15 protein-coding genes and 1 pseudogene are annotated in these 12,733 nt (G+C 75.5%); 9 read left to right on the forward strand and 7 right to left on the reverse strand.

What is annotated here, in order from left to right; translation table 11 throughout:
• The first annotated feature begins 56 nt into the window (after positions 1 to 56).
• Positions 57 to 761, forward strand: a complete 705-nt coding sequence (locus tag ACVJO7_RS22075; protein ID WP_491674450.1) for a GntR family transcriptional regulator — start codon at positions 57 to 59, stop codon at positions 759 to 761.
• A gap of 9 nt (positions 762 to 770) precedes the next feature.
• On the opposite strand, the gene ACVJO7_RS22080 is transcribed toward ACVJO7_RS22075, so the two are convergent.
• Entirely contained in the window at positions 771 to 1,196 is a 426-nt protein-coding gene (locus tag ACVJO7_RS22080; RefSeq protein WP_491674451.1) for a hypothetical protein, read from the reverse strand.
• Positions 1,197 to 1,357: 161 nt separating this feature from the next.
• Here ACVJO7_RS22080 and ACVJO7_RS22085 point away from each other — a divergent pair, with 161 nt between their 5' ends.
• Genes ACVJO7_RS22085 through ACVJO7_RS22095 form a run of 3 tightly spaced genes read left to right on the forward strand, consistent with a single transcriptional unit; the run spans position 1,358 to position 5,159 of the window.
• Positions 1,358 to 3,163 carry a gamma-glutamyltransferase family protein gene (locus ACVJO7_RS22085; protein WP_491674452.1) on the forward strand — a complete coding sequence of 602 codons (1,806 nt, stop codon included), beginning with the start codon at positions 1,358 to 1,360 and terminating at the stop codon, positions 3,161 to 3,163.
• 14 nt (positions 3,164 to 3,177) lie between these two features.
• Entirely contained in the window at positions 3,178 to 4,044 is an 867-nt protein-coding gene (locus ACVJO7_RS22090; protein ID WP_491674453.1) for an alpha/beta fold hydrolase, read from the forward strand.
• The gene (locus ACVJO7_RS22095) at positions 4,041 to 5,159 is read left to right on the forward strand and encodes an FAD-dependent monooxygenase (RefSeq protein ID WP_491674454.1); all 1,119 of its coding nucleotides are present in this window, start codon (positions 4,041 to 4,043) and stop codon (positions 5,157 to 5,159) included. Before ACVJO7_RS22090 ends, ACVJO7_RS22095 begins: the two co-directional genes overlap by 4 nt.
• Before the next feature lie 12 nt (positions 5,160 to 5,171).
• Here ACVJO7_RS22095 and ACVJO7_RS22100 read toward each other — a convergent pair whose 3' ends face one another.
• The gene (locus tag ACVJO7_RS22100; protein ID WP_491674455.1) at positions 5,172 to 5,567 is read right to left on the reverse strand and encodes a hypothetical protein; all 396 of its coding nucleotides are present in this window, start codon (positions 5,565 to 5,567) and stop codon (positions 5,172 to 5,174) included.
• A gap of 138 nt (positions 5,568 to 5,705) precedes the next feature.
• On the opposite strand from ACVJO7_RS22100, the gene ACVJO7_RS22105 reads away from it, so the two are divergent.
• The gene (locus ACVJO7_RS22105; protein WP_491674456.1) at positions 5,706 to 6,803 is read left to right on the forward strand and encodes a baeRF2 domain-containing protein; all 1,098 of its coding nucleotides are present in this window, start codon (positions 5,706 to 5,708) and stop codon (positions 6,801 to 6,803) included.
• Between the two features lie 57 nt (positions 6,804 to 6,860).
• On the opposite strand, the gene ACVJO7_RS22110 is transcribed toward ACVJO7_RS22105, so the two are convergent.
• Both ACVJO7_RS22110 and ACVJO7_RS22115 read right to left on the reverse strand, forming a co-directional pair.
• Entirely contained in the window at positions 6,861 to 7,286 is a 426-nt protein-coding gene (locus tag ACVJO7_RS22110) for a DoxX family protein (protein ID WP_491674457.1), read from the reverse strand.
• A gap of 230 nt (positions 7,287 to 7,516) precedes the next feature.
• Positions 7,517 to 7,999, reverse strand: a complete 483-nt coding sequence (locus tag ACVJO7_RS22115; RefSeq protein ID WP_491674458.1) for a nucleoside deaminase — start codon at positions 7,997 to 7,999, stop codon at positions 7,517 to 7,519.
• Positions 8,000 to 8,102: 103 nt separating this feature from the next.
• Here ACVJO7_RS22115 and ACVJO7_RS22120 point away from each other — a divergent pair, with 103 nt between their 5' ends.
• From ACVJO7_RS22120 to ACVJO7_RS22130, 3 genes are all read left to right on the forward strand, one after another.
• Positions 8,103 to 8,567, forward strand: a complete 465-nt coding sequence (locus ACVJO7_RS22120; RefSeq protein WP_344017648.1) for a MarR family winged helix-turn-helix transcriptional regulator — start codon at positions 8,103 to 8,105, stop codon at positions 8,565 to 8,567.
• Positions 8,568 to 8,649: 82 nt separating this feature from the next.
• Positions 8,650 to 9,090, forward strand: coding sequence for a MarR family winged helix-turn-helix transcriptional regulator (locus tag ACVJO7_RS22125; protein WP_344017647.1), 441 nt, complete (start codon positions 8,650 to 8,652; stop codon positions 9,088 to 9,090).
• Positions 9,087 to 10,376: an MFS transporter gene (locus ACVJO7_RS22130; protein WP_344017646.1), complete on the forward strand. Its 1,290-nt coding sequence runs from the start codon at positions 9,087 to 9,089 to the stop codon at positions 10,374 to 10,376. The genes ACVJO7_RS22125 and ACVJO7_RS22130 overlap by 4 nt, the downstream gene beginning before the upstream one ends.
• Here ACVJO7_RS22130 and ACVJO7_RS22135 read toward each other — a convergent pair.
• Complete coding sequence (locus tag ACVJO7_RS22135; RefSeq protein WP_491674459.1) at positions 10,317 to 11,240, reverse strand: LysR family transcriptional regulator; 924 nt, start codon at positions 11,238 to 11,240, stop codon at positions 10,317 to 10,319. The genes ACVJO7_RS22130 and ACVJO7_RS22135 overlap by 60 nt on opposite strands.
• A gap of 79 nt (positions 11,241 to 11,319) precedes the next feature.
• On the opposite strand from ACVJO7_RS22135, the gene aac(3) reads away from it, so the two are divergent.
• Positions 11,320 to 12,210 (forward strand): aminoglycoside 3-N-acetyltransferase, encoded by an 891-nt coding sequence (gene aac(3), locus ACVJO7_RS22140; RefSeq protein WP_491674460.1) that lies wholly within the window; start codon positions 11,320 to 11,322, stop codon positions 12,208 to 12,210.
• Here aac(3) and ACVJO7_RS22145 read toward each other — a convergent pair.
• Both ACVJO7_RS22145 and ACVJO7_RS22150 read right to left on the reverse strand, forming a co-directional pair.
• Positions 12,183 to 12,344 carry a hypothetical protein gene (locus ACVJO7_RS22145; protein ID WP_491674489.1) on the reverse strand — a complete coding sequence of 54 codons (162 nt, stop codon included), beginning with the start codon at positions 12,342 to 12,344 and terminating at the stop codon, positions 12,183 to 12,185. The genes aac(3) and ACVJO7_RS22145 overlap by 28 nt on opposite strands.
• Before the next feature lie 122 nt (positions 12,345 to 12,466).
• Positions 12,467 to 12,706: pseudogene (locus ACVJO7_RS22150) on the reverse strand (DinB family protein); the annotation flags it as partial.
• Positions 12,707 to 12,733 lie beyond the last annotated feature (27 nt).

Here is a 12,733-nt window from a genome sequence, read left to right on the forward strand (position 1 = left end):
CTCGATTGGATGCAGTACGATCCATCTTGCACTGCTCGACGACCGAGGGGACGCCCGTGACCTCCACTCTGCTCACCGACGACGGCTCCGGTCTCTCCCTCGGCGACCGGGTCGCCGAGGTGCTGCAGAGCCGCATCATCGCCGGTGAGATCCCGATCGGCGCCTGGCTGCGGCACAGCGCGCTGGCCGACGAGTTCGCGATCAGCCGGACCCCGGTGCGCGAGGCACTGCGCATCCTCGCCGAGCGCGACGTCGTCACCATCGTCCCGAACCGCGGGGCCCGGGTGAACGGCCAGTCGCCCAGCGACATCCGGCTGATCGGCGAGGTCCGCGGCGAGCTGGAGGGGCTGGCCGCCGAGCTGGCGAGCGGCCGGATCGACGACCGGCGCTCGGAACGGCTGGCGGGCGCCTGGGACCACTTCCGCCAGGTCCGGGACGGGAAGGTCGAGGGCGACGTCGCGGCGGTGTGGGCCCGGAGCAACGAGCAGTTCCACTCGGTGATCATCGAGGCGGCCGGGAACCGCTACCTGACCCTGTCGATCGGCGAGCTGCGGCGCCGGCTCCCGCACAACATCTCGTTCGGCGCCTACGCCGGCAACTCCCGGCTGCTCAACCGCAACCTCGAGGAGCACGAGCGGATCGCCGCGGCCGTCCTCTCCGGCGACGGCGCGGCCGCTCGCGAGCTGATGACCGCGCACATCCACACGTCGATCGACGCCGTCGCGGGCTGGCTGGAACGCTCCGGCGGCGGCGGGGCCTGATCCGGCCGGTCAGGCCCCTGCGTCGTCCCGCGCGGCCGGTGTCGACATGCCCGGGTGCGTGGTGTGCCCGCGGTCGTTGGTCTGCGCGTCGAGCGTGACCGGGCTGGGGGAGGGCCCGCCGACCAGCTCGACGATGTAGTGGGTGACCGCGGTGTCGCCGAGGTTGCGGATGCGGTGCGGCGTCATCGGGCCGCCCGAGCCGACGGTCTTGAACATGCAGAAGCCCGACCCGGCGACCTGGCGCACCGGCCAGCTGTCGCCGTCGGTGATCTCCTGGGCCTCCGCCGTGCCGGGATCCGGCCAGAGGACGAGATGGTCGTGGTGGTGCTGGTGGAAGTCGAACATCCCTCCGGCCTCGAGGGTCATCGACCACACGCGGACCCGGTCGTTCTCGAACAGCAGGGTGTCACCGGGCGTGGGCGGGTAGGTGCTCATGGGTGCAAGGTAGCCGAAAGAGGATGCAATCTGAAGACGTCGGCCCGCCCTTGCCGACGACCCGATGGGATGCCAAGCTCTTAAATAGCATCCAATCCGGGTGTCGAGATGCCGGACGGGGAGACCATGGGCCACCCAGCACCGAACCCGCGCGACCTGCGATGACCGTCGCCGTCGATCGGTTCACCGCACCACCGACCCACCTGAGCAGGCCGCAGCTGGAGGGGTCGTTCGGGATGTCGGCCACCACCCACTGGGTGTCGACGGCCGTCGCCCAGGGCGTCCTGGAGCGCGGCGGGAACTCGTTCGACGCGGCCGTCGCCGCCGGGTTCGTGATGCATGTCGTGGAGCCGCACCTCAACGGGCCCGGCGGCGACCTGGTCGGCATCGTCGCACCGGCCGGTGCCGAGCCCCGGATCGTGATGGGACAGGGCCCGGCGCCCCGCGCCGCGACGATCGAGCGGTACCGCGCGTCCGGCCTGGACTCCGTGCCGGGGGCGGGCGCCCTCGCGGCCGCCGTGCCCGGTGCCGTGGAGGCGTGGCTGTGGATGCTGCGCGAGTACGGCAGCTGGGACGTGGCCGACGTGCTGGCCTACGCGATCCACTACGCGGAGACCGGGCAGCCGTTGCTGCGGTCCGCGGCCGACACGATCGCGACGATGGCTGCGCACTTCACCGAAAACTGGCCGACGTCCGCCCGGACCTGGCTGGTCGACGGCCGGGCGCCGGAGCCGGGCACGGTGCTGGGCAACCCGGTCTACGCCCGCACCCTGCGCCGGCTGCTCGACGGTGCCGGAACGGGCGGGCGCACCGCCCGGATCGACGCCGTCCGGTCGCAGTGGCGGTCGGGCTTCGTGGCCGCGGCAATCGTCGGGTTCGCCGCGCGGGCGCACCGGCACGCCGACGGCCGGGACCGACCCGGCGTGCTGGCGGCCGACGATCTCGCCGGGTTCGAGGCGCACGCCGAACGCCCGCTCACACTGGAGTTCCACGGGCACGAGGTGGTGAAGGCATCCTTCTGGTCGCAGGGCCCGGTGCTGCTGCAGGCGCTGGCGATCCTGCGGCACGTCGATCCCGCCGACCTGGACCCGTCCACCGAGCGCGGCGTGCACACGATCGTCGAGGCGCTCAAACTCGCGATGGCCGACCGGGACGCCTACTACGGCGACTCCGCCGACGACCCCGGCGGCCTGCGGGAGCTGCTCACCCCCGATTACGCGGCGGGCCGGGCCCGGGAGATCACCGACCGGGCGTCCCGCGGGTTCCGGCCGGGGACCCTGCCCGGGCGCACCCCCTACATCCCCCCGCTGCGGTCGGACGACGGCGCCGCCGCCGTGGCGGGCAGCGGCGAACCGACCGTCCGGCTCGGCGGGGAGACCCGCGGCGACACCGTGCACATCGACGTCGTCGACCGGTGGGGGAACCTGGTCTCGGTGACCCCGTCCGGCGGCTGGCTGCAGTCCAACCCGACGATCCCCGAGCTCGGGTTCTGCCTGGGCACCCGGTTGCAGATGTCCTGGCTGGACGGCCGCAGCCCGTCGGCGCTGGCGCCCGGGAAGCGGCCCCGTACCACGCTCACCCCGACCGTGCTGCTGCGCGACGGCGTCGCGGTGTCCGCGCTCGGCTCGCCCGGCGGCGACCAGCAGGACCAGTGGCAGCTGCTCTACCTGCTCCGCACACTCGTCGGCGGCTACACACCGCAGGAGGCGATCGACTCGCCGATGTTCCACACCACCGCGATCGCCGGGTCGTTCTGGCCGCGGCACTGGACGCCGGCCGGCCTGGTGATCGAGGAGCGGATCGGTGCCGGGGTGATCGAGGGACTGCGCCGCCGGGGACACGACGTCACCGTGTCCGGGCCCTGGTCGCTGGGCAGGCTGTCCGCCGTGGTCCGGGACCCGCTGACCGGACGGGTCGGCGCGGCGGCGAACCCGCGCGGCGCACAGGGCTACGCGGCCGGCCGATGAGACGGGGAGAGACCATGACCACCGAGCCCGAGCCCGGCACCCCACCCGGCACCCCGCTGCGGGTCCGCACGCCGGCCGGCGTGCTCGCCTACCAGGAGACCGGCACCGGCGAGCCGCTGATCATGCATCACGGCGCCGAGTCGCACCGCGGCCAGTACACCGGCTTCGCCCGGCACCTGCCCGGCGGCATCCGCGCGGTCTCCTACGACCAGCGCGACATCGGGGACAGCTTCACCGCCTCCGCCCCGTACTCGATGGGCGACCTCGCCGACGACTGCGTCGCCCTGATGGACGCGCTGGAGATCGACCGGGCGCACGTCATGGGGATCTCCTTCGGCGGGGCGCTGAGCCTGCACGTCGCCATCCGGCACCCGGACCGGGTCCGCAGCCTGCTGGTCGGCGCCGCACCGGACGGCGTGAGCAGCCCGTCGGAGTTCATGACCCGGCTGCTGTCCGCAACCGACGACGAGCGGACCGAGCTGATGATCGAGGCGGTGCTCAGCGACGCGGGCCGGCGCGACCCGGCGCTGGCGGGCCCGGTGCGCCGGATCGTCTCCGGCCGGCACAGCCCGCCCGGCTCGCCCCGGCTGGCGGCGCTGGCCGGGCACCGGGTCGTCGACGACCTGCACCGCATCACCGCGCCGACGGTGCTGATCTACGGGGCGGACGATCCGCTCGTCCCGGTCGGCAACGGCGAGGTGCTCGCCGCCGGGATCGCCGACGCCGAGCTGGTCGTCGTGCCGGGGGCCCGGCACGGCCTGTCCTTCGAGTTCGCCACGACCGTCGCGGCGCTGGTCGGCGAGTTCGTGCACGCCCACCCGGTGACCGGCCCGGCTGCGGCCCCGCCCACCGTCCCGAACGTCACGAGGAGCGACCGATGAAGGTACTGGTGTCCGGGGCAGGCGTGGCCGGACTGTCGTCGGCGTACTGGTTCGACCGGGCCGGCGCCGAGGTCACCGTCGTCGAGCTGCACGACGGGCTGCGCCAGGGCGGCGCCCCGATCGACATCCGCGGCGACGCGCTCGGCACGGCGGCCCGGATGGGGATCCTGGACCGGGCCCGGGCACTGGCGATACCGGCGAGCGCGTCGGTGGCGCCGGTGCTCGACGGCACCGGCGCCCAGCAGGCCACGATCGACCTGACCTGGTTCGCGAACGAGAGCACCGAGGACTTCGAGATCACCCGCGACCATCTCAACGCGCTCCTGCGCGCGTCGCTGGGCGAACGCGTCGAGCTCCTGTTCGGAACGTGTGTCGAGTCCCTCGACGACCGGCCCGACGGCGTCCGGGCCGGGCTGTCGGACGGCACGTACCGCGAGTTCGACCTGGTCGTCGGTGCGGACGGGCTGCACTCGAACACGCGCCGGCTGGCCTTCGGCGGGGAGGACCGCTACGTCCGGCACCGCGGCGCCTACGTGGCGCTGGTCGATCTCGATCCGGCCGCGGACTGGGACCACGCGATGTTCAGCGTCCCCGGCCTGATGGTCTCGGTGCGGCCGGTCGAGGACCGCGTGCTGGCCTACCTCATGGTCTGCAGCGAGCAGATCCGCTACGACTACCGCGACCTCGACGCCCAGCGCCGGATCGTCGGCGGGTTCCTGGCCGCGCTCGACGTGTGGGAGATCCCGCGGGTGCGCGCCGCGTTCCTCGATCCCGCGTCGCCCGGCTTCTACCTCGACTCGGTCAGCCAGACCTTCATGGGCTCCTGGACGACCGGACGGGTCGCGGTGGTCGGCGACGCCGCGCACTGCGCCGCGCTGCTGTCCGGGATGGGCACGTCGCTGGCGATGACCGCTGCCGAGTACCTCGCCGAGGAGGTCGTCGCGAGCCCCGGCGACCTGCCCGCCGCATACGCCCGCTTCGAGGCCCGGCAGCGCCCGCTGGTGGACCGGGCCCAGGTCTTCATGGAGGAGGGCCGCCGGATCATGGTGCCGGCGACGCCGGAGGAGCTGGAGTCGCGCAACCGGATGCTGCGGGAGTTCGCGGCCGGCGGCTGACCGGCGGCAGGATCAGCGCAGCCGCAGGAACGACCAGGCGGCCAGCCACACCGAGCCCGCGGTGAGCGCCATCGCCCCCGGGACGTGCACGACCAGGCCGGGATGGTCGCCGAAGTAGCCCTGGACGAAGGTGAAGGCGAACACCGCGACCGCCAGCACCGACGGCCACCAGGGGCCGCCGTTGCGGGAGCGCAGCCAGATCGCGGCGCCGGCGGCCAGGCCGGTGACGACGTGCAGCACGATCGAGCCGGCCGCGTGCGGCCCGAGGTCGCCGCCGGTGAACAGCCCGGCCGCGCTCACGAACTGCCAGGCGATCACGGCGACCGAGGCCACCGCGAGCACCCGCAGCGCCAGCACGGGTGCGGACGACGCGGTGTCGGGGGCCGCGTGGCGGTTCTGGCTGGACATGGGACTCCCGGTCGGCTCCGTGCGACACCGGCTGCGGCGCAGCGGTGATCGCCGAGTCTGCCCGGATTCGCCGTCCGGCGCACGGGCCGCGCGCGGCCGCCGGGTTTGCACCACCGCGTACCGGGAAGGCGGGGACCGATGCGAACCGACTGGATCCGACACCTGAACGACAGCGACGGTCCCTTCGCGACCGTCGTGCTGGACGCCACGCACGACACCGCCGACGCGACCGAGCAGTACCGGCTGCGCTGGCGCGACCTGCGCGAGCGGCTCGCCGACGACGGCGCCGACGAGCGGACCCTCGCCGTGCTCGACGACGCGGTGGTGGATGCGCCCGCCCCGGACGGCACCGCGGGCCGGGTGCTCGTCGCCGACCCGGACGCCGTGCTGCTCGACCGGCACACCGAGGTCCCGCCGGAGCGCGGCACCGCGACCTGGGGCCCGGTGCCCGAGCTGCTGCCGGTGCTCGCCGCGGTCGGCGAGCAGATCCCGACGGTGGTCGTCGCGATGGACAACACCGGCGGCGAGATCCGCGCGGTCGACGGCACCGTGCAGATCGTGGACTCCGGGTCCTCCGGCCCGGTGCACAAGGCGAACACGGCGGGCCCCGGGGAGGGCGGCGCGGACGCCCGGGTCGAGGAGACCTGGAAGCGCAACGCGCAGGCCGTTGCCGAGCAGGTCGACAAGGCGGTCCGCGGCGGCAACGCCGAGCTGCTCGTGGTGGCCGGTGACGCACCGGCCAGGGCCCGGCTGCGCGACGAGCTGGCGCCGGCCTCGGCCGAGATCATGGCCGAGATCGAGAACACCGGCGGGACCGTCCCGGAGCAGGTCGACGACACCGTGCGGGCGGCCGCCGACGAGGTCCGCGAGCGCCGCCGCGCCGAGGCGGTCACGAGCTACGCGACCGCCTCCGGCCGCACCGGCGGGCTGGCCGTGACCGGGCTGGGCGACGTCGTCGCGGCGGCCAGGGCGCACGCCGTGGAGACCCTCGTCGTCGACCCGGCGGCGGTCCCGGGCACCGAGCTGCTGGTCGGCGCGGACCCGACCGCGGTGGCCGAGAAGCCGGACGAGCTGCTCGACGGCGGGCCGGTCACGTCGGCCCCCGCGGTGGGCGTGCTGGTGCGGGCGGTGGCCGGCGCCGACGCGCGGGTGGTGCTCGCCGCCCCCGGCGACGGCGTCACGCTCGTCGACGGGCTCGGCGCCGTGCTGCGCTTCCCGATCGGGCCGGCCGCCTGAGCGGGAACCGAGACGGTGCCCCGTCCCGGCAGGCCGAGCCGCCGGGGCGGGGCACGATCAGTTCCGGGCCCGGTGCCGCCCGCTGCCCCGGGCACCGCGCAGCAGCGGCCACGATCCGCACGACCACAGCGCCCACACCACCAGCAGCGGCTGGAACAGCAGCCGGGTCGCCCGGGCGGCGTCGGTGTCCAGGCCGAACGCGGCGGTGCCGGTGAGGTACTGCGACACGTTTCCGGGGAACACCAGGACGAACAGCGCGGCCGCAGCGAGCCCGACGGCGGGCCGCAGCCGGGCCGGTGCGAGGAGCACCGCGGCCCCGAGCGCGATCTCCACCAGCCCGGACACCAGCACGATCGCGCCGGGGGCTGGCAGGAACGGCGGGACCTGGGCCAGGAACTCGCCGGGCACGACCAGGTGCGCGATCCCGGCGGCCACCAGGAAGGCGCCGAGCAGCAGTCGGGCGGCGGTGCGGATCCAGGTCATCGGCCGGTGCCTCCGGTGCGGGCGTACGGGATGTCACCCGATCGTCTCATCGCGGCGTCGTCGCTGCTCGGTCCGGGTGAACCTGGGCGGTCCGTGATTCCCTCCGGTGGCACCCGGGTAGTTCTGCGATGTCACGGTCCACGGCGGAGCCGGGTGCTGGGGAGCCTTCCGGCTCCGCTGATCTCACGGTCCGGGGCGCAGCCGTTCGGGGATGGCAGCGCCCCGGACCGTCATCGTGTGTGCCGGTCGCGGTAGCGCTCGTGCAGCCGCCGGACCTGCGGCGCGAGATCCGGGTCCGGCCCCTCCACCCGGACCCCGGGCGCCACGTCCGACACCGGCAGCGGCCGGACCGGGCCGGGTGCCGCGCCGAGCTCCTGCAGCCAGCTGCGCAGCTGCGCGGTGGAGCTGGCGTAGACGATCCGGCCGAGGCCGGCCCAGGCGTGCGCGGCGGCGCACATCGGGCAGTGCTCGCCGGAGGTGTACACGGTCGCGGCGACCCGCTCGGCCGGGGTGAGCAGGCCGGTCGAGGCCCGGGCCAGCGCGAACTCCGGATGCTGCGTCGGGTCCCCGCCGGACACCCGGTTGCGGTCCTCGGCGACGGCGGTCCCGGTGCGGTCGACCAGCACCGATCCGAACGGCTCGTCGCCGGCCCGCAGCGCCTCCTCGGCCAGCTCGACGCACCGCCGCAGGTGTGCCCGGTCGCGCTCGTCCATCGCCCCGCCCGTCGTCCGCCGGTCGCCGTCCGGGGCCCGATGGTAGGCGCGCGGGCGGCGTGCGGCTGGACCCGGCGCCGGGGCGGGGGCATACCCTGTAGCGATGGACCAGCCCGGATCGGTCGCGCCGCTGGCGCTCGACGAGCAGCTCTGTTTCGCGCTGCACTCGGCCTCGCGGGCGATGACCGGCTGTTACCGGCCGGTGCTCGACGCGATCGGGCTCACCTACAGCCAGTACGCGGTGCTGCTGGTGCTGTGGGCCGAGGAGAGCATCCCGCAGCGTGAGCTGGGGGAGCGGATGCACCTCGACAGCGGCACGCTCTCCCCGATGCTGACCCGGCTGGAGAGCCGCGGCCTGATCACCCGGGCCCGCCGTCCCGACGACGAGCGGACCGTGCAGGTCTCGCTCACCGGGGAAGGGACGGCGCTGCGCGAGCGGGCCGCCGTCGCGCAGGACGAGGTGGTCCGCGCCACCGGCATGTCGACCGAGGAGATCGTCGCGCTGCGCGACGACCTGCAGCGCCTCGCCGCCCGGCTCCGGGCCGACGCCGGGACCGCCGCGGGCTGAACCGGGCCCGGGCCGGTCCGGCCCGCACCCGTCCCCGGGTATATGCTTGCCGGTAAGCAATGAAACCGGCGAACGGAACGTGATGAGCGGCCTCGATCCCGACGAGCTCGTCCGGCTGCGCGTGGTCCTCGCCCGGATCACCCGCGGCCTGGACCGGCACTCCCGCGGCTCCGACCTGACCCGCACCCAGGTCTCGGTGCTCGGCACGGTCGTGGTCCGCGGCCCGCTGGGGATGGGGGAGCTCGCCGCGCTGGAGGGGCTCAACCCCACGATGCTCTCCCGGCTGGCCGGCAAGCTGGCGGCCGCCGGACTGCTGGTCCGCGACACCGACCCGGCCGACGGGCGGGCGGTGCGGGTCGCCGCCACCGAGGCCGGCATCGCCGAGCACACCCGCCAGCGCGAGGAACGCGCCCGGCTGCTCGCCGAACACGTCGACGGGCTCCCGGACGGCCACGCCGAGGGACTGCGCGCCGCGCTGCCCGCGCTCGAGGCCCTGGCGGGCTCGCTCCGAGCGGCCCGGTGAACGCCGCGGCGGCGCTCCGGTCGTACTCCGCACGGACCTTCTCGGCCCTGTCCGGGCGCAACTACCGGCTGTGGTTCGGCGGCCAGTCGATCTCCATGATCGGCACCTGGATGCAGTCGATCGCCCAGTCCTGGCTGGTCTACGAGCTGACCGGATCGGCGGCCGTGCTCGGCGCGGTCGTCGCGGTGCAGACCCTGCCCACCCTGCTGGTCGGCCCGTACGCGGGCGTCTGGGTGGACCGGCTGGACCGGCGCCGGTTGATGATCGGCCTGCAGACGTTGATGGGGTTGCAGGCACTCGCGCTGGCCGTGCTGACCCTCACCGGGACCGTCGTGCTGTGGCACGTCTTCGTCCTCGCCGCCGTCCTGGGCCTGAACAAGGCGTTCGAGAACCCGGCCCGGCAGGTGTTCGTGCACGAGCTGGTCGGCCCGGACGACCTGCGCAACGCCGTCACCCTCAACTCGGTGCTGGTGAACGCGGCCCGGGCGATCGGCCCGGCGGTCGCCGGGGTGGTGATCGTCGCGGGCGGGACCGGCGTGTGCTTCGCGGTGAACGCGGCCAGCTTCGTCGCCGTGGTGACCTCGCTGCTGCGGCTCGACGTCTCCGCGCTCACCCCGAGCGCGCCCACGCCGCGGGCACCCGGCCAGCTGCGCGCGGGGTTCGCCTACGTCCGGCGCACCCCGGAGCTGAGCGTCCCGCTGGTGATGATGGCGCTGGTCGGCTGCCTGGCCTACGAGTTCCCGGTGGTGCTGCCGGTCGTCGCCTCGGAGACGTTCGGCGGCGACGCCGGCACCTACGGCTACCTGACCGCCGCGATGGGCGTCGGCGCGGTCGTCGGCGGCCTGATCGTCGCCGGCCGGGGCCGGACCGGGCTGCCCGCGCTGGTGCGCACCTCGCTGCTGTTCGGGCTGTCGATGGCGCTGGTCGCGGTGGCCCCGACGCTGTGGGTCGCGCTGGTCGCGATGGGCCTGGTCGGGATGTCCAGCGTCGCGTTCATGGCCGGCGGGAACAGCACCCTGCAGCTCGCCTCGGACCCCGCCATGCGGGGCCGGGTGATGGCGCTGTGGTCGGTCGCGTTCCTCGGGTCCACCCCGATCGGCGGCCCGATCGCGGGCTGGGTCAGCGAGCAGCTCGGCGGCCGCGGCGGACTGGCGCTCGGCGCGCTGTCCTGTGTCGGCGCCGCCGCGATCGGCTGGGCGGCGATGCGCCGGGCCGAGCGCCGCGGCTCAGCGGATCCGGCCGCCGGTGGCGATGCGCAGGAGGTCCCGCGCGGTTCCCTGCGGTGAGGTGCCCTCCTGCCAGACCGCGCGGAACTCCCGGGTCAGCTCGACGCCGTGCACCGGCACCTCGACCAGCAGCCCGGCCGCCAGGTCCGCGGCGACCACCATCCGGGGCAGCACCGCCGGGCCGTCACCGCGGCGGACGGCGGCCCGCACCGCGGCGTCGGCGGCCAGCTCGCGGACCGGCTCGGCGACCGGGGAGTCGCCGGCCGCGTCCCGCAGCGCGGCGTCCAGCACCGGCCGGGAACCGGCGTCCGGACGGCGGCTGACCAGCGGGGTCGCCGCCAGCCCCGCACCGTCGATCCCCGGCCCGCCGGCCAGCGGATGCCCGGGCGGCACGACCAGCACCAGGGTGTCGCTCGCGACCGTGGTCGCGTGCAGCTTGTCCAGCGGGCCGCCGGTCTCGACGATCCCGACGGCGGCGTCGCCGTCCCGGACCGCGGCCGCCGGGTCCGCGGTGTCGAGCAGGGTGATCCGCCCGCCCGGCCCGTCGCGCAGCCCCACCAGCCAGCCGGGCAGCAGGCACTCGGCGGCCGTCGGGCCCGCGGCCAGCACCACGGTGTCCGCCGGGTCGTCCGGCGGGCGCAGGGTGGCGACGGCGGCGTCCAGGTCCTGGGCGGCGTCGAGCACCGGGCCCGCCCACTCGACGAGCAGCACCCCGCGCGCGGTGAGCCTGCTCGAACGCCGCCCGCGCCGGCCGCGCTCCAGCACCGGGGTGCCGACCAGCTGCTCCACCGCGCGGACCCGGGCGGTCGCGGCCTGCACGGACAGCCCGAGCTCGTGCGCGGCGGTGCCGAGGTTGCCGGTGCGGGCGATCGCGACGAGCAGGGCGAGGCCGGTCAGGTCGGGGACGTGCGTGGGAGCGGACATCCCGCCCAGCGTAGGCGGCGCGGACCCGGCCCCGAACTCCGGTGACGGCCGCGACGCCCGCCGGTACCGTCCACCGATCGTGACCGGGATCCCGTTCGCCACCCGGGCCGGAGTGGCCGCCGACCTGCGCGCCCTGGGCCTGCGCCCCGGCGACGACGTCCTCGCCCACGCCGGGATCCGGGCGCTCGGCCCGCTGATCGACGGCCCGGACACGCTGGTCGACGCGCTGCTCGACGCCGTCTCCCCGGGCGGGACGGTGCTCGCCTACACCGACTGGCAGGCCCCGTACCTGGACCTGCTCGACGCCGACGGCCGGGTGCCCGACGAGCTGCGTCCGCACGTCCCGCCGTTCGACCCGGCGGCGTCCCGGGCGATCCGGGACAACGGCGCGTTCCCCGAGTTCCTGCGCACCCGCCCCGGCGCGCTGCGCAGCGGATCGCCGGGCGCCTCGGTCGCCGCGCTCGGTGCCCGCGCCGGATGGTTCGTGCGGGACCACCCGGTCGACCACGGCTACGGGCCGGGGTCACCGTTCGCGAAGCTCGTCGAGGCGGGCGGGCGGGTCGCGATGATCGGCGCGCCGTGGGACACGATGACCCTGCTGCACCACGCCGAGCACCTCGCCGACCTGCCCGGCAAGCGGGTGGTCCGCTACGAGGTGCCGTTCGCGGCGCCCGGCGGCGTCCGCTGGCGGACCGTCACCGAGTACGACACCAGCCGCCCGGTCAGCCCGGCATTCGACGGGGCCGGGCTCGACGGGGCCGGGCCGGGGGAGGACCATCTCGGCCTCATCGTCGCCGGATTCGTCGCCGCCGGAGGCGGCATGCACGGCAGGGTTGCCGGGGGCGGCGTGCAGGGCCGGGTCGCCGGCGCGGACTCGCTGCTCGTCGACGCGGCCGCGGTGTGTGCGTTCGCGGTCGGCTGGCTGGAGGAGCGCGGCGGCGGTCAGCGGCCGAACAGCCCGCGCAGGTAGGCGGCCTGCCCGGCGTGCTGCAGGTCGTCGCCGAGCACGCTGACCAGCCGCGCGCCCAGCGTGACGCCGGCCCCGTAGGTGGGCGGCAGCACCCGGGCGAGCTCGGCGTCGGTGAGCGTCGCCAGGTGCGACACCGTCCTGGCTGCGCCGCCTCGCCGTACCCGGCGAGCAGCTCGGCGCTGGTCCGCACGGCGTCGACCTGCTCCCGGGTGTGCCCGTAGCCGGTGTCCTGCGGGTCGAGGGGGAGCCCGAACCGCTCCGCCCAGCCGTCCTCGATCCAGACCTGCCCGGTGCCGAACGCCTCGGCCACGTGGTCGTCCTGCACCCGCAGCAGGTGCCACACCAGCCAGCCGATCGGGTTCCCCGCCCCGTCGGGGCCGTCCGGGCGGCGGGCGAGGTCGTCCTCGGTGAGCCCGTCGACGACGTCGTGCACCAGGCCGTCGACCCGGCCGAAGTGGTCGGTGAGCAGCTCGGCCGCGGTCAGCGTGTTCGTCATGCCTACAGCTTCCCCCGCGATCCCTTC

The sequence above is a fragment of the Pseudonocardia sp. DxW genome, assembly GCF_058448985.1.